At 40.2% G+C, this 17,910-nt stretch carries 11 protein-coding genes; 6 read left to right on the top strand and 5 right to left on the bottom strand.

Translation table 11 applies throughout. The annotated features are described in order from the left end of the window. Window positions 1-54: 54 nt before the first annotated feature. Window positions 55-3,939 carry an ATP-dependent RNA helicase HrpA gene (gene hrpA, locus ACE2AL_RS11050; RefSeq protein ID WP_375084307.1) on the top strand — a complete coding sequence of 1,295 codons (3,885 nt, stop codon included), beginning with the start codon at window positions 55-57 and terminating at the stop codon, window positions 3,937-3,939. 280 nt (window positions 3,940-4,219) lie between these two features. Here hrpA and ACE2AL_RS11045 read toward each other — a convergent pair whose 3' ends face one another. Beyond that, window positions 4,220-5,611, bottom strand: a complete 1,392-nt coding sequence (locus ACE2AL_RS11045) for an amino acid permease (RefSeq protein ID WP_272573639.1) — start codon at window positions 5,609-5,611, stop codon at window positions 4,220-4,222. 310 nt (window positions 5,612-5,921) lie between these two features. Beyond that, window positions 5,922-6,872 (bottom strand): DUF1471 family protein YdgH, encoded by a 951-nt coding sequence (gene ydgH, locus ACE2AL_RS11040; RefSeq protein ID WP_206084228.1) that lies wholly within the window; start codon window positions 6,870-6,872, stop codon window positions 5,922-5,924. Window positions 6,873-7,256: 384 nt separating this feature from the next. On the opposite strand from ydgH, the gene pntA reads away from it, so the two are divergent. Then, window positions 7,257-8,786: a Re/Si-specific NAD(P)(+) transhydrogenase subunit alpha gene (gene pntA, locus ACE2AL_RS11035; RefSeq protein WP_206084229.1), complete on the top strand. Its 1,530-nt coding sequence runs from the start codon at window positions 7,257-7,259 to the stop codon at window positions 8,784-8,786. Window positions 8,787-8,799: 13 nt separating this feature from the next. Further along, on the top strand, window positions 8,800-10,188 hold the full coding sequence (gene pntB, locus ACE2AL_RS11030; protein ID WP_225819499.1) for a Re/Si-specific NAD(P)(+) transhydrogenase subunit beta: 1,389 nt from the start codon (window positions 8,800-8,802) through the stop codon (window positions 10,186-10,188). Between the two features lie 63 nt (window positions 10,189-10,251). Here the strand turns inward: pntB and ACE2AL_RS11025 are convergent, their stop codons facing one another. Next, window positions 10,252-11,451, bottom strand: coding sequence for an MFS transporter (locus ACE2AL_RS11025; protein WP_206084230.1), 1,200 nt, complete (start codon window positions 11,449-11,451; stop codon window positions 10,252-10,254). A gap of 168 nt (window positions 11,452-11,619) precedes the next feature. On the opposite strand from ACE2AL_RS11025, the gene ACE2AL_RS11020 reads away from it, so the two are divergent. Further along, entirely contained in the window at window positions 11,620-12,243 is a 624-nt protein-coding gene (locus ACE2AL_RS11020; protein WP_206084231.1) for a TetR/AcrR family transcriptional regulator, read from the top strand. Window positions 12,244-12,301: 58 nt separating this feature from the next. On the opposite strand, the gene uspE is transcribed toward ACE2AL_RS11020, so the two are convergent. Continuing rightward, on the bottom strand, window positions 12,302-13,249 hold the full coding sequence (gene uspE / locus ACE2AL_RS11015) for a universal stress protein UspE (RefSeq protein WP_206084232.1): 948 nt from the start codon (window positions 13,247-13,249) through the stop codon (window positions 12,302-12,304). A gap of 125 nt (window positions 13,250-13,374) precedes the next feature. Next, window positions 13,375-14,130: an FNR family transcription factor gene (locus tag ACE2AL_RS11010; RefSeq protein WP_068443675.1), complete on the bottom strand. Its 756-nt coding sequence runs from the start codon at window positions 14,128-14,130 to the stop codon at window positions 13,375-13,377. Window positions 14,131-14,494: 364 nt separating this feature from the next. Between ACE2AL_RS11010 and ACE2AL_RS11005 the strand changes: the two genes are divergently transcribed. Next, entirely contained in the window at window positions 14,495-15,505 is a 1,011-nt protein-coding gene (locus ACE2AL_RS11005; RefSeq protein ID WP_371007147.1) for an NAD(P)H-quinone oxidoreductase, read from the top strand. Between the two features lie 405 nt (window positions 15,506-15,910). Then, on the top strand, window positions 15,911-17,854 hold the full coding sequence (locus ACE2AL_RS11000) for a pyridoxal phosphate-dependent decarboxylase family protein (RefSeq protein WP_375083496.1): 1,944 nt from the start codon (window positions 15,911-15,913) through the stop codon (window positions 17,852-17,854). The last annotated feature ends 56 nt before the right edge of the window (window positions 17,855-17,910 follow it).

Here is a 17,910-nt window from a genome sequence, read left to right as displayed (position 1 = left end):
GTCGTGCATTGTACTTGATTAAAAATAAGGGTTTAAAGCGTGAAATCCATACTGATGGCATTAAATGCTGAAATAGGACAAACTTCACTGCGTGATCAGTGGTTACTGAAAAAAAGAATTCAAGGTATTGCAAAAATCCGTGATGAAAAATCACGTAATGCGGTACTCGATGTGATTAAAGCAGATATTGAATTAGCAAAACAAAAAGTTGCGATAAAAAAACTGAACCCACCTAAAATTGTCTATCCAGATAATCTTCCTGTTAGTCAAAAGAAAGACGTTATCTTGGATGCAATTAAGAAGCACCAAGTGGTGATTATTGCAGGTGAAACAGGATCAGGGAAAACAACACAGATCCCGAAAATTTGCCTCGAGCTTGGCCGCGGTCTCCAAGGTTTTATTGGTCATACTCAACCAAGACGGTTGGCGGCCCGTTCGGTTGCGACCCGTCTTGCTCATGAATTAGAGTGCGAGCTTGGTACTAATGTGGGTTATAAGGTACGTTTTAGTGACCAAGTGAGTGAAACAACTCAGGTCAAATTAATGACAGACGGTATTTTGCTGGCGGAATTACAAAATGATAAATTGCTCCTGCAATACGATACCATCATCATTGATGAGGCCCATGAAAGAAGTTTAAATATTGATTTTATTCTAGGCTATTTACGCCAATTATTACCAAAGCGGCCTGATTTAAAAGTTATCATTACTTCCGCAACCATTGATCCTGAACGTTTTTCTAAACACTTTAACCATGCTCCAATTGTCGAGGTTTCAGGGCGTACTTATCCGGTTGAGGTGCGTTATCGCCCTATAATTGGGGATGATAACGATAACGAACGTGACCAGATTGATGGGATCATTGATGCAGTAAATGAATTATCTGTTGAAGGTAATGGCGACATTTTAATTTTTATGAGTGGAGAGCGGGAAATTCGTGATACCGCAGATGCACTATCCAAATTGTCATTGCGTCATACGGAAATTTTACCTTTATTTGCAAGGTTATCTAATAGCGAGCAGAACCGAATTTTTCATCCTCATGGTGGCAGACGCATAATTTTAGCGACTAACGTTGCGGAAACATCACTCACAGTTCCAGGTATCAAGTATGTTATTGATACGGGTTATGCTCGAATTAGCCGTTATAGCTATCGAACTAAAGTCCAACGCTTACCCGTTGAAGCCATTTCACAAGCATCAGCCAACCAGCGTAAAGGGCGTTGTGGACGGGTTTCCGATGGTATTTGTATTCGATTATATTCAGAGGAAGACTTTCTTTCTCGCCCTGAATTTACCGATCCTGAAATTCTAAGAACTAATTTAGCTTCCGTTATTTTGCAAATGACCTCTATTGGGCTAGGGGATATTGCTGCATTTCCATTTGTTGAAGCACCAGATAAGCGCAATATTCAAGATGGTGTGAAGTTACTCGAAGAGCTCGGTGGTATTAAACCGCATAAACAAGTGGGTAAAGGCTATCAACTTACGGATATAGGCCGACAACTCGCGCAATTGCCCGTTGATCCTCGATTGGCGCGGATGGTGATTGAGGCGCGAAAACACGGTGCAGTACGTGAGACGATGGTTATTGTATCGGCGCTATCGATTCAAGACCCAAGAGAACGCCCATTAGATAAGCAGCAAGCTTCTGATGAAAAACACCGTCGCTTCCATGATAAGCAATCGGATTTTATGGCGTTTTTAAACCTTTGGGATTACCTCAAAGAGCAACAAACCCAGCTTTCGAATGCGCAATTTCGCAAAATGTGCCGCCAAGATTTTCTAAATTATTTACGCATTCGTGAATGGCAAGATCTTTATACCCAGTTACGTCAAGTAGTGAAAGAGCAAGGCTTTGCAATTAATAGTGTTGAAGCGGATTTTCGAGGGATCCATGTTTCATTATTATCGGGCCTGCTTTCTCATATTGGGCAAAAAGATGCAGATAAACATGAGTTTACTGGAGCAAGGAATGCGCGCTTTACTATTTTCCCAGGCTCTGGTTTGTTCAAAAAACCGCCTAAGTGGGCCATGGTTGCAGAGTTGGTTGAAACATCAAAATTATGGGGGCGTATTGCCGCCGCTATTGATGTTGAGTGGGTTGAGCCTCTAGCGGTGCACCTGACTAAGCATAACTATAGTGAACCACATTGGTCAAAATCAGAAGGCGCAGTGATGGCATCTGAAAAAGTGACATTATATGGTTTGCCAATTGTGGCATCACGGCAAGTGAATTATGGCAATATTGACCCGCTGCTTTGTCGTGAATTGTTTATCCGTCATGCCTTGGTTGAAGGGGATTGGTTAACACGTCATGCGTTCTTTAAAGAAAACCTGAAATTGCTGTCAGAAGTTGAAGATTTAGAACATAAATCTCGCCGCCGCGACATCCTTGTTGATGATGAAACCCTATTTGCCTTTTATGACCAACGTATTCCAAACGATGTGATTTCATCTCGTCATTTTGATAATTGGTGGAAAACAGCGTCAAAACAGCAAGCTGACTTGCTGAATTTTGAAAAGAGCATGTTAATCAAGGAAGATGCAGGCAATGTCTCCGCGCTTGATTACCCCAATTATTGGCATCAAGGTGATTTAAAATTCCGCTTAAGTTATCAGTTTGAACCTGGAACAGATGCGGATGGCGTGACGGTATATATTCCGTTAGCAATTTTAAATCAGGTGCAAAATAGTGGGTTTGACTGGCAGGTGCCAGGATTGCGTCACGAACTGATTGTCGCATTAATCAAATCATTGCCTAAGCCTATCAGACGAAATTTTGTTCCTGCTCCTAATTATGCATCAGCGTTTCTTGAGCGAGTAGCAGAGCCAGAAGGAAATGTATTAGATAAGCTAGAAAAAGAGCTACGACGGATGACTGGCGTTACGGTTGATCGTGATGCTTGGCAGCTTGACCAACTTCCTGCGCACTTAAAAATGACTTACCGCGTGATTGGTGAAAAAAATAAAACCATCGCAGAGGGGCAAGACCTTGATGTTCTAAAAAGCAGTTTAAAAGAAAAAGTACAAGAAACGCTTTCTGAAGTTGTTGATGATGGTATTGAGCAATCAGGATTACATATCTGGAGTTTTGGCGAACTACCACAACGCTATGAGCAAAAGAGGGGCGGTTATTCAGTGAAAGCCTACCCAGCGTTGGTTGATGAAAAAAGCAGTGTCGGTATTCGGGTGTTTGAAACGGAATTTGAGCAGCAACAAGCCATGTGGAGTGGTGTTCGTCGATTATTATTGCTTAATATTCCTTCTCCAATTAAATATCTCCATGAAAAATTACCCAATAAATCTAAATTAGGTTTGTATTTTAACCCTTATGGTAAGGTATTAGACCTTATTGACGATTGTATTGCTTGTGGGGTTGATCAACTGATCTCCAACTTTGGTGGTGCTGTATGGGATGAAGCGCAATTTGAGAAGCTTAAAGAGTTTGCTCGTGCAGAACTCAATGACGTTGTGGTCAATATTGCGAAGCAAGTTGAACAAATTCTAAGCGCGGTGTTTGCCATTAATAAACGTTTGAAAGGGCGGGTAGATTTTTCTATGGCACTAGCACTTTCTGATTTAAAAGCGCAAATGGGGAACCTAGTCTTTAAAGGATTTGTGACCGCACATGGCTGGAAGCGTTTACCTGATGTGCTACGTTATTTAAATGGCATTGAACGTCGCCTTGAAAAACTGGCTATTGACCCGAATCGTGATCGCGCACAAATGAGCAAAATTGAGCATGTGCAAAATATGTGGCAACAATGGCTAACGAAACTTTCACCTATTCAAAAAAATATACCAGAGGTGCAGGAAATTCGCTGGATGATTGAAGAATTACGTATAAGCCTATTTGCTCAACAATTAGGAACGCCATATCCAATTTCAGACAAACGTATCATTCAAACGATGGAAAGTTTGTCACAAAAACTCTAACGTATTTTTTAACTTGGATGAATAAAACCGCTTTGGGCTTATAGTCTAAAGCGGTTTTTTATGTCTAATCGCATATTACTGATATTTTAGTTACAACATACTATTTTTTGATAAAATTTATATACAATTGCGTAAGTACAACAGTTTTAGGTCACTAATCGTAAAATAGGAAACAGTGCATAATAAAGTAAGGATAGGCTGAGCGAATAGAAAACTCGATATAATACGGGGAGTTGTATTGAATGAAGGAAAGGAGGGCAGAGACCCTCCTTGATAGCCATCAAGCCACTAAGTAATAAAGGGCAGGAAGGGATGCACCCATGATAGCGAACGCCATAGTGGTTTCAATGGCCTTTAATGGAGCCTTACAAGACTGTTGTTGACGTGCATAGAAAAACACCAAGATTCCTGGAGCATATAACACAACGGATAGCATAAGATTGATTAACCCAGAGGCATATAATAACCATAGGCCGTAAACACTTGCAACGAACCCAACCATTAATAATGCTTTGCTGTGCCTTTCAAATGCGACTTTCATTAAGAATGCACCGACTAGAAAATACGGTACTAAAATCATTTCTGAGGCAATTGTCAGTAATGTATTGTAATTACTGCCACTGAGCCAAATTAAGACCAAAGAAAGCTGTACCGCGCCATTCGTTAGCCATAAAGATGAAGAAGGGGCATCATTTTTATTTAGCCGATTGAAGACTTTAGGGAAAGATTGATATTGTGCTGCAATATAAGGTACCTCAGCAGCCATAATAGTCCAGCTAAGGTAAGCGCCACAAACTGAAATGATGAGACCTGCAGCGATAATGATATCGCCACTTGAACCAATCAAATTAACCATTAAAGTGGCCATTGATGGGTTTTTAATCTCTGCCAGTTCAGCGCGAGGCATTATACCGAGTGATAATAATGTAACAAGTATATAAATGATGAGTGCAGAGCTAACGGCGAATATCGTTGCTAAACCAACATCACGGCGGTTTCTCGCTCGAGCGGAAACCACAACAGCGCCTTCGATACCAATAAACACCCAAAGGGTAATTAACATGGTGTCTTTAACTTGTTCCCAAACAGGCATTTTTAGCTCAATCCCACTAAAATCGGCACTAAAAATGTCGAGTTTAAACGCAAAAAATGCTAAAACGATAAATAGCCCGAGGGGAACGAGTTTTGCCATGGTGGCTAATTTATTAATACCTGCAGCGGTTTGTACGCCTCGTAGGACTAAATAATGAACAAACCACAGCAAGATAGATTCACCAATCAATGCCTGCCATGTATTCCCATCACCAAAAATGATGTTATCAGGGGTGTCGGTGAAAAAGCTGATCGCAGCAAAAACGATAACCAAGTAAGAGACATTGGCCACAACGGCACAAAGCCAATATCCCCACGCGGAACAGAACCCAACAAGTTCACCAAAGCCGACTTTTGCATAGGTAAAAATGCCACCATCAAGATCAGGACGAATGCGCGATAGTAATAAAAGGGCAAATGCGAGAAATAAGATACCAACGCCTGTAATAGACCAACCAATGATTAATGCCAGTGGGCTCGCCACTTCAGCCATATTCTGAGGAAGACTAAATACACCCGCACCAACCATTGAGCTAAGAACAAGGGCGGTTAATGCAGTAAGGCTTAATGTATTTTTCAAAGTAAATCCTGAATGTTCAACAATCAAAAGTTAAAATGACGTTAAAACGCCATTACAGTAATGAGTTTAACTAACAGCGTACAATAATCTAGAGAGATTGACTGCCATAATTTGAGTGGTGGATTCTACGAATGAAATGGCCGATATGCAATGGGAAAATATGCATTTTATCAGGTGATTTATTCACTTTTTCGTTAATCCTGAAAAAGCACGGTAAGAAATGAGATAAAGAGAGGGGCTGAGCTGTAATTATGGGCGAAAAAAACCAGCCTAGTGATTTAGGCTGGTTTTTAGAAGAGTACACTATTTATTATTTAAATAGGTCGGCGCTAATGGTTACGCTTCCGCCATTAGATTGCCATTCTCTTGTAATATGGAAATATTTAGCACCTTTAGCTTCAGCACGTTTCGCAATTTGATAACGTACTTCAGGAGTATTGGTGTAGTAACCAGAGAATGTAATTGAGTCAAATGGAACCATCTGCGCAGCAGCTGTTTTATTAACTTCTTCAATTACATAACCACTTGGTAACGTTACGCTAGTACGCCCTGGTTGGCTACTTGATGTTTCAAAGAAACGACCAACAGCAGTTGTTGGTTCTTCTGATGAAGCAACCCCTGGGATACGCACTTTTTTCGCAGCTTCTCCACCTTCAGCTAACAGAGCTCGCCCTGCATCTGAATCGGCTGGAACAACAGCTTCCTCATTAAGAACTTGGCGTTTTGGCGCGTCTTTCTTATAGATATAAGCTGTTGCTAATGTATTACCACCATCATTCATTGCGATATTACGAACGACATAAAATGAAGCCGCATTCTTTTTGAGAGCTTGTTTCGCGATGGCTTCATATAAATCGGGTTGAGAAGGGTAAAAACCACTTACAGTGACAGTATCGAATGGTTCGTACTGTGCTGCATCGGTTTTCGACATTTCTTCAACACCACCGAATACTCGGCGTTTTGGTTCATCGACACTTGGTGCATCTTTGGCATAGACATCAGCAACAACACGCATGTTGCCGCTATCGCCTATATCGTCAAGGCTTTGAATGTAAAAGGCATACGCCCCCATTTTATCAGCCCTACGGGAGACGGCATCGGATGCTTCATAGATAGCATTAAAGCGCCCGGTGACTGTTATACGCTCATAAGGTTTTAATTCAGTAGCCTGTTTTGGCGTCAACTCAACAGCCGCCTGAGTAGCAGTTATACTAGTTAATGATAGCACCGCGGCTGCGATGACCGTAGTTTTCAGCTTCATACAAAATCCTTCCGCCTTGCGCAATTTATTATAAACGTGCTGAATCTTAGTTGTATCACATGTACGTGATTATTACACGTAACTGAACCTGTTGTCTCATGATTTTCTTTTTATAAGAAATAAATAATTATTGACTAGTCAAATTTACCAGATTTTTTAAAGTATCCAGTATTTTATTGACCTAAAACTAAGATTTTCACTGTGAATTCCATTTACTGTCTAAGAATCGCGATCAATTATGGATCAAGAAGCATATTTTCAGTAGGTTATTAGGACATTTAAAATCTGTTTATGCACAAAATAAGACTTTTCTCTGTGATAATGGTCATTATTTTAGCAAACACCTATAAACAACATTACATTAGGCTTTAAAAAGGGAACATTATGCGTATTGGTATACCAAGTGAACGACTTGCCAATGAAGCGCGTGTTGCTGCTACACCGTCAACAGTCACTCAACTTCTTAAGTTGGGTTTTTCTGTTTGTGTAGAACACAACGCTGGTCATTTAGCGAGTTTTGATGATACCGCCTATGAGCAAGCTGGGGCTGAGATTGTCGATCGTGACACCGCTTTTGCCGCGGATATTGTTTTTAAAGTCAACGCACCATTTGAAGATGAAATCCCGTTGTTAAAAGAAGGGGTGACACTGGTGAGTTTCATCTGGCCAGCACAGAATGCTGAGCTAATGGATGCTTTAAAAGCACGTAATATCAACGTGATGGCAATGGATGCTGTACCTCGTATTTCTCGTGCCCAATCATTAGATGCATTAAGTTCAATGGCCAATATCGCAGGGTATCGTGCCATTGTGGAAGCGGCTCATGAATTTGGTCGTTTCTTTACAGGGCAAATTACTGCCGCAGGTAAAGTACCGCCAGCGAAAGTCATGATCATCGGTGCAGGGGTTGCAGGGCTTGCGGCCATTGGTGCTGCGGGTAGTCTTGGTGCAATAGTGCGTGCATTCGACACTCGTCCAGAAGTGAAAGAGCAAGTTCAAAGCATGGGCGCTGAATTCCTTGAACTCGATTTCAAGGAAGAAGCGGGTAGCGGCGACGGTTATGCAAAAGTCATGTCTGAAGCCTTTATTAAGGCGGAGATGGAACTGTTTGCTGCTCAAGCAAAAGATGTTGATATCATTGTGACCACCGCATTGATTCCAGGTAAACCAGCACCAAAATTGATCACCAAAGAAATGGTCGAGTCGATGAAGCCAGGCAGTGTTATCGTGGATTTAGCTGCTCAAACTGGTGGCAACTGTGAATTAACACAAGCGGATAAGCTGGTTGTTACTGACAACGGCGTCAAAATTATTGGCTATACCGATTTACCAAGTCGCTTACCAACGCAATCTTCACAGTTATACGGTACTAATCTTGTTAACCTGATGAAATTGTTGTGTAAAGAGAAAGACGGCGAAATTAATATTGATTTCGACGATCTGGTTATTCGCGGTGTGACTGTCATCAAACAAGGTGAAATTACGTGGCCTGCACCACCAATTCAGGTATCTGCACAGCCGCAGGCGAAACCGAAAGCAGTGGAGAAAGTTAAAGCACCTGAGAAGAAAATGTCGCCAACGCTGAAATATGGTTTGATGGCGTTAGCGATTATTCTTTTTGGTTGGTTTGCAAATTCTGCACCAAAAGAATTTTTATCACACTTTACCGTATTCGCGCTTGCGTGTGTCGTAGGTTATTACGTGGTGTGGAACGTGACACATGCGTTGCATACACCACTGATGTCAGTGACCAATGCAATTTCAGGGATCATTGTTGTTGGTGCGTTACTGCAAATTGGCAGTGGCGGCTGGGTAAGCTTCTTATCCTTTATTGCCATATTGATCGCAAGTATCAATATTTTCGGTGGGTTCACTGTAACTCAGCGTATGTTAAAAATGTTTCGTAAAGGGTAAGGGGTAACTTATGTTGTCGAGTGGAATTGTGACAGCGGCGTACATTGTTGCTGCTATCCTATTTATTTTTAGTCTAGCGGGGCTATCACGCCATGAAAGTTCTCAACGAGGGAATACTTATGGCGTGATTGGTATGGCGATTGCACTTATCGCGACCATTTTGGGGCCACACAGTGCCAATGTAGGCTGGATGATCATTGCGATGGTTATTGGGGCCGTTATTGGTATCCGTTTAGCAAAAAAAGTTGAAATGACCGAAATGCCAGAGCTGGTTGCTATTTTGCATAGCTTCGTCGGTTTAGCGGCAGTACTAGTTGGTTTTAACAGCTTTATCGCAAGTGAAGGCCATGCTGATGCTGTGATGGAAAATATTCATTTAACTGAAGTTTTCCTCGGTATCTTCATTGGTGCGGTGACCTTTACGGGTTCAGTGGTGGCTTACGGTAAGTTATCAGGCAAAATGTCATCTAAACCAATGATGTTGCCAAACCGTCATAAACTCAACTTAGCTGCGCTGGTTGTTTCATTTATTTTATTAGTGATTTTCGTTAAGACGCAAAGCGTTGGCTTGCAAGTGTTCTTAATGTTAATCATGACGGTGATTGCATTAGCCTTTGGTTGGCACTTAGTGGCTTCTATTGGTGGTGCAGACATGCCAGTAGTCGTTTCAATGCTGAACTCCTATTCAGGTTGGGCAGCGGCAGCGGCAGGCTTCATGTTAAGTAATGACTTGCTGATTGTGACAGGGGCATTAGTGGGCTCATCGGGTGCTATCCTGTCTTACATTATGTGTAAGGCGATGAACCGTTCATTTTTCAGTGTGATAGCGGGGGGCTTTGGTACAGATGGCTCTTCAACAGGTACTGAAGAAGAAATGGGTGAGTACCGTGAAAGTACCGCCGAAGAAGTCGCTGAAATGTTGAAAAACTCAACTTCAGTGATCATCACACCAGGCTACGGTATGGCAGTAGCTCAAGCACAGTATCCTGTAGCAGATATTACAACCAAACTGCGCGAACGCGGTATCAATGTCCGTTTTGGTATTCACCCAGTTGCTGGGCGTTTACCAGGCCATATGAACGTGTTATTGGCTGAAGCAAAAGTCCCTTATGATATTGTATTAGAAATGGATGAAATTAATGATGATTTCTCTGACACTGATACGGTATTAGTTATTGGGGCGAATGATACGGTTAACCCTGCGGCGCAAGAGGATCCAAATAGTCCAATCGCTGGAATGCCAGTTTTGGAAGTTTGGAAAGCGAATAATGTGATTGTATTTAAACGTTCTATGAATACGGGATATGCAGGTGTGCAGAATCCATTATTCTTTAAAGAAAATACGCAAATGTTGTTTGGTGATGCGAAAGACAGCGTTGATGCTATCTTACGTGCGTTGTAATCACTGAATAATTAAATAAATATTGTGGGGTTATTGGCCTATGCCAGTAACCCCATTTTTTAATCATTTATTGGTGCAAAAGCGAGCGCAATTGGTTAAACCGCGTGCAAAGGTAAAGACCAATAAGAAAGCAAGCGTCGCAATCGTTAACATACTGGCCATGAGAACGCCACCATTGAAGTGATCCATCACATAGCCCCCAACTAAACTACCGATCGTAATTAAAATTAAAAACATAAAAGTAATTAAGGCGGAACCTTTTTCTGTTAGCTCAGGCACATGGACATGCATCCACATATTAATCGTGGCAGGAACCATACCCGCCGCTACACCCCATGAAAATACGAATATTACGCTCGTTGCCCAATTAAAATCTAAGGCAGATAATGCTAAAAATGCTAAAGCTAACAGTAATGCGCTGATGGCAAAATTATAGCGAACGTTATATTTCCCCACGTAACCCGCTAAAATGTTGCCTACGACACTGGCAAGGCCAAAAAATAGCAATAATGCAGAAATTTGCCCTTCAGCAAATCCCGCGGTTTGTTTGAAAAATACGGTAAAATAGTTATAAGCCGAAAAATGTGCTAAGAAAATCAACGTGAATATGATCAACCCTTTACGTGCAATAGGGTGTGACGGCATGAGTAATAATTCATTCCACTGCATGGATGAAGAAGGCTTCAATGAAGGTAACGAAAAATATTGCATCAATAGCGCTGCAATACCCGCAATAACTAGCGCGATGTATGGCATTCTCCAACCGTAGTTGTCAGATAACAACGCCCCTAAAGGAACTCCAATGACGGTCACTAATGTCACCGCAGAAAAGAAGATAGTTACAGAAGTGGTAATCGCCATATTTTTAGGAGCCAAACGGATCACAAGGCCAGCAGCAACCCCCCAGAAACCACCTAATGCGATTCCTAGTGCAAATCGGCCTAGTAGAACTAACCCAAAACTGGATGCAAACGCAGTAATTGCATTGGCGAATATCATCAGTGCAACTAAAAAGAGTAATACTTGGCGTCTATCAATATTTTTTGCATAAATTGGGACGAATAGTGCGGAAACCATCCCTGCAATTGACGTTACGGTAACTGTAAGGCCCGCTGTTCCTGTTGAAATTTGAAAATCGTGAGCGATGTCATTTAGCACACTAATGGCTAAAAATTCACCAGTCACAATAATGAAGCAGGCAAAAGTTGCAGATAAGAGTGAAAGCCAGTTACCATTGTGCGAAGAAAGATTAATTGTTGTCATGTGCTTTCCATGGAAAATTGAATAAAGTGTAAATATATAATTTTATAGTGACCGCTATAGAATTATTGCGCTATTCTTTATGCTAATTTAGATGCTGTCAATTGTTTTTATAGTGATCGTTATAAAATGTTTATGGTACACTGTATCGATGACTGGTGAAGTGAGAATATGAATCAGATAAAACGTGGGCGACCTAAAGGGTTTGACCAGCAAGACGCATTAGAAAAAGCCATGTTATTGTTCTGGCAAAATGGTTATGTGGCGACATCGATTAGTGATTTAACCCAAGCACTAGGCATCACTGCGCCCAGCCTTTATTGTGCTTTTGGTGATAAAGCATCATTGTTTAATCAATGCATTGAATATTATTTAACTAATGAAGCGTGCCCCATTTTGTCTATCGTGAAGCAAGCGAAAACAGCGAAAGTGGCGATTGAATTGTTGATGTATGAGAGCGCAAAGAAGCTTATTCAACCAGGTAAGCCCGCAGGTTGTATGTTAATTACTGCGACCATGAATGGTTCTAAGCAAATTGAAGATGTGCAATTGAGTGTGCAAGAAAAGCGCAAAAGCTATCAAGAAATTTTGTTGCAGCGTATGAAAAAAGGCATTGAAGATGGTGATGTTGCGCCTGATGCCCCTATTAGTGCCATTGTAGATTTTTATATTACGGTGATTGATGGTTTTACCATTCAAGCTTGTGATGGCATCGAGCTTGAAAGATTAAACCAAGTTATTTTTAATGCGATGCAAGCCTGGCCAATACTCAATACAAATTTACAGCAACAATAATAATGCTCTTAATAGAAAACCCCCAAAAGTATGGGGGTTAAATACTTAAGGTAATGGTTTAGTCATCATCAGCGGCATTAATAGGGCACACAAAACCATCAGGTTTTATTGCTAATAAGTCACATTTTAGTTTATCAATAACGTGTTCAGCGGTATTTCCTAAGAACGCTGCGGATAGGCCAGTACGGCCTAAAATGCCCAGTACAACGACACCCGCTTGTAATTCCTCACACATTTCTGGAATGATTTTCTCTGGTAATCCTTCGCGAACATGCGTGTATTTCTCATCGATACTGAATTTTTGTCTTAATTCTTTCATGGCAATTAGGTGCTGACCACGTAGCGCATTATTATAAAGGCTTGGGTCAAAATCAGGCAGCTCAATTGCAATATTCATCGGGGCGACAGGGTAGGCGCTGACAAGATGAATTTCTTGTTCCTTAATAATTCGTGTCGCTAAATCACGCGTTTTTTCCACTAACTTAATATTTAAGTCGTCATGGTAGGATTCTTCATTAGACAAGTTAACCGCAACCACCACCGACCCGTGATCAGGCCAAACTTTATCTTTTACCATCCAAACGGGAGATGGACATTTTCTGAGTAAATGCCAATCTAGAGGTGTGAAGATAATGGATTCAAAGTTATCGGTCTGATGAGCCATTTTTAATAACAAGTCGTGTTCACCGCTGATGACCTCTTGAATAATGGCCTCATAAGGCTTGTTATGCCAGATCACTTTTATTTCGATATCAATACCCGCTTCGAGGTAGAAGTGGGCTTGCTGTTTAATCCACGCCGCTTTTTGGCTGATGACACCTTTACGCATAGCGTTACGTTCTTCAGGAGAGAGCAGCGTTGTCATGTCATAAGACAAGTCATAGATGGGTAAAAACGCTTTTATCCGTCCACCATTACGCTGCACGATGTAGACAGCTCGTCTTAATGCAGGTTGATCATCCTGATTTGGGTCAATTGCAACTAGCAGGTTTTTATAGTTTGCCATATTGAAGTCCTCTCGATACACGGATATTTCCACATAGATAAACTAAGATATTGGCGTTAAATAGGCAAGAAATCTGGGGAAAAAAACGAAAACGGATCACCATTAATGTGATCCGTTTGGGGAAGCTAGCAAGTAATTGCTGAAACTTTACCTGCAATATCAGTCAATTTAGTCATATCTTCGATAGTGATATATTTGCCTTTTACGCTAAGCATGCCACTTTTTTGGAAGCGGCCTAATAGGCGACTAATTGTTTCGACGGTTAAACCGAGGTAATTACCGATATCACCACGAGTCATGGTTAATCTGAATTCTCTTGGTGAAAAACCACGTTCAGCAAAACGATGAGAGAGATTAAGAATAAATGCAGCTAAACGCTCTTCCGCATTTTTCTTGGATAATAAAAGGATCATTTCTTGATCGCCTTTAATCTCACCACTCATTAAGCGCATTATTTGTTGACGTAGATTCGGCATTTTGCCTGATAAATCGTCTAACGTTTCAAATGGAATTTCACAAACCATAGATGTTTCAAGTGCTTGTGCAAAACTTGGGTGCTGTGTATGAATAATAGCATCAAAACCGACGAGGTCGCCTGCTAAATGGAAACCTGTGATTTGCTCATCACCTTCTTCCGTTATGGTGTAGCTTTTTATCGTGCCTGAGCGGATGGCATATAAAGAACGTAATTCATCCCCAGCCTTAAATAATGCTTGGCCTTTTTGAATCGGTTTTTTACGCTCAATGATATTATCAAGTTGATCCAGTTCATGTTCATTCAGAGTAAAAGGAATGCAAAGTTGACTAATACTGCAGTCCTGACAATGAATTGCACAACCACCAGACTGGATGCGACGAACAACTCTTTTTTCTGGGATCATATTAAATGCTCAATCAAGTTAAAATTATTGATATGAGTCAATTTTAACATAAGATAAGGCGGCTGGTAAGTAGTAATATAGGACAGAATTGACTAATTAGACAAAATAGCCAGACAAGTAGGGGCCATCAAATTAGTTAATTTAGACATTAATGCTAAATTAACTCAGATTATTAAATATTATGTTTGATATAGATTAAATATTAGCACCTAAACAATAAAAAGCTGACTTACGTCATTATTAGAATTAATACTTAAAAATGCAATTTTAAAGCACGATTCATTAAACTAATTAGCATTAATTTAACACAAAAATAAATTTAAAAATATCAATTTTTCAAATTAACCTCTAAAAGGAGACCATGATGACACATGTTCAACAGCCTTTACCCACTACAATGACGGTTGTGAATATTATTGAACCAGGTGGCCCTGAAAAGTTGCAATTAATTGAAAAACCGCTGCCCAGAATTTCTGCAGGATATTTACTTGTTAAGGTTGAAGCTGCAGGGGTTAATCGCCCCGATATTTTTCAGCGAAAGGGTTCTTACCCACCTCCTGCCGATGCATCTCCAATTATGGGGTTAGAAATAGCAGGTACAGTTGTTGCAAAAGCAGACGATGTTGATAATTGGCAATTAGGTGACACACTTTGTGCATTAGTAGCAGGTGGAGGTTATGCAGAATATTGCTTAGTACATAAGGATATTGCATTGCCGCTAGGCAATTTGTCATTTATTGAAGGTGCCGCTATTCCTGAAAACTTTTTTACTGTTTGGGCAAATATGTGCCAGATTGGCCAACTTAAAAAAAATGAAACGGTGCTCATCCACGGGGGAACATCGGGTATTGGTAGTGTGGCCATTATGATAGCAAAAGCAATGGGGGCAACAGTGATCACCACCGTCGGTTCGGAAGAAAAAGCGAATGCTGCAAAAATATTAGGGGCAGATTGCATTATTAACTATCGAACTGATGATTTTGTCGAAGCCACGCAGAATTTCACGTTATCACGTGGTGTTAATATGGTAGTTGATATTATTGGTGGCGATTATGTGGAAAAAAACTATTTAGTTGCTGCAAAAGGTGGGCGAATAATTCAAATTGGCATGATGAAGGGAAACCCAGAACGACTTAATATGATGCCTCTTATGGTTAAACGGTTAACTCACACAGGTTCAACCATGCGTTCACGCTCTATTGATGAAAAAATACAGATAGCGACAGAACTAAAAGAACATATTTTGCCAATGTTGCAAAATGGTAAAATAAAACCAATTATTAACAAATTGTATCTGTTATCACAAATAAAAGAGGCTCATCAATATATGGAGTCGGGTGACCTGATTGGAAAAATAGTTTTAAAAAATAGCTAGTTGTGCATTTTCTTTATAAGGCTGACGGCTTTCTATCTGCGAATGGGAAGTCGTTGGGATTCATTTTCTCTATAACAAATGATTTACATTATCAAGCTTTTTCAGCGTAAATATCTCTTTACAGCTAAATAAATTTTGATTTTTTGTGCCTGCCCACAATTCCAAACAAAATCCTGACTAGTTTGTTAATAATTAAATAAAAATGAATTATATCTATAAGTAAGTTGGCCATTAACGGTTTGTTTATCAATAATTAATGCTTAAATGATATTTTTAAATGCATATCATTAATATATTGATATCTTTTATATGCATACAGCCCGTTATGCACTTTCCAATGATATTAAGTGAATTAACTTAAGTGCAATTAAGCGTTGCCTAATTGTAATTTGAAGGTGTAGTTAAATGAATAATTTTAATAATTCGAAAATGAATGTGGATGCACTTTTCTTAGGCCCAAAATCTGAAAATGCAGTCTTTTTTAAAGAGATGATGGAGTATTCTGTTACGGAACACATGCATTGGCGTTCAAGTTACCATCCTGAAGATCCTGACCATATTACGACTGTTGACCGCTATGCCCCTGAGTATAGAGATACATTGTATCGAACGGAGGGGATCCTTAATCAATTATCCTCAAAGTTAAAAAGTACATCTGTTCCTTGGTTTTCACCACGTTATATGGGGCATATGAATGCGGATACACTCATGGTTTCAAATCTCGCTTATGTGATGGCGATGATGTACAACCCCAATAATTGTGCTCAAGAGTCCTCTCCTACGACCACCGTACTGGAAATCGAAGCAGGATTAGACTTGTGCAACATGTTTGGTTATAGCGTGAATCAATCCTGGGGGCATATTACATCAGGCGGAACTGTTGCGAATTATGAAGGTCTGTGGGTTGCACGAAATCTTAAAAGTTTACCTATAGCCATTGCCCAACATGAAAAATCTCAGCATTTGTTAATTGGAAAATCAGAAAAAGAACTGCTCAATTTACCAGTCGCTGCCGTTTTAGAACTCATTGATGAATTAAAAAAGTTAAATACTTTTGAAGAGGTGAGAGAGCTAACAGCACGCGGTACAGGTGTATCATTACATACCTTGGGGAAATTGTTAGTCCCTCAATCTAAGCACTATTCATGGATGAAAGCGATGGATATTTTGGGGCTTGGTCAACAAAATATCGTGCAATTGCCCGTTGATACAAGCTATCGAACCGATGTGCAGAAAATGCGTGAAACCGTGTTCTCATTAATAGAGCAAGGAGAGCCAATTCTTGCCGTTGTTGCTGTTGTCGGTACAACAGAAACAGGTGCTATAGATGATGTAAAAGCCGTTATTGATTTGCGTCGTGAATGTGAAGAGCAATACGGAGTGTCTTTTTATGTGCATGTTGATGCAGCGTATGCAGGTTATGCGTGTGCGATGTTCCGTGATGAAGATAACCAGTTTATAGAATATGACGCACTTATTCATCGTTATCATCAGGAAGGTATTTTCCCTCAAGATGTTATTTGGCCAAAATTGGATGTGTATGAAAGCTTTAAAGCACTAAATCAAGCGGATTCAATTACAGTAGACCCTCATAAAGTAGGCTTTATTCCATATGGTGCAGGGGCTATTTGTATGAAGGATAAGCGTATTGTTGATTTGATTTCTTATCATGCAGCTTATGTATTTGAAGACGTTCAGGAAAAACATCATAAATTAGACAAGCAGCACAATGTTATTTTAGGCTCATCGATAATGGAAGGTTCAAAAGCAGGGGCGACAGCAGCCGCTGTTTGGGCTGCACACAGGTTAGTTCCGTTAAATCTTTTGGGGTATGGCAAAGTGCTTGCTGCGGGTATTACAACGGCTAACTGGATGATTGAAAAAATCAATCAGTGCAAGGCATTTAATATTGATGGGCGTAAGTTTACAATTTTTGCAATGCCAGATCCTGATTTTCACATGATTAACTTTATGTTCCGTGAATTAGGAAATCCCTCTTTAGAAAAGCAAAACCGCTTAAACAAACGGCTTTATGAACTGTGTTCTTATGCAGCAGGTCGCACCTATTCAAACGACTTTTTAACCTCGTCAACATCATTAACCTACGAAGAATATGGTGATAATCCATTGAATTTATGTCGAGATGCTAACTTTACTGACAGTGAATGGCATAACGTTCAGTCTGTGTATGTATTACGAGCAGCAGTAATGACTCATTGCTTACGTGATAAGCAGCATTTTGAAAATTACTGGGGTGCATTAATCGCAACGTTTGAAGAAAAATTACAACAACTCGTTGATGAAGAAAATAAAATAAATCACTCCAATTATAAATTAGCCTCTAATTAATTTGTTAGGATCTCAATATGAAAAATCGCACATTGGGTAGTATTTTTATTGTTGCA

It is taken from the genome of Providencia xihuensis (genome assembly GCF_041953405.1).
GTDB lineage: Bacteria > Pseudomonadota > Gammaproteobacteria > Enterobacterales > Enterobacteriaceae > Providencia > Providencia vermicola.
The sequence above is the reverse complement of the archived record's forward strand: the minus strand, read 5'-3'. Positions and strand labels throughout refer to the sequence as shown.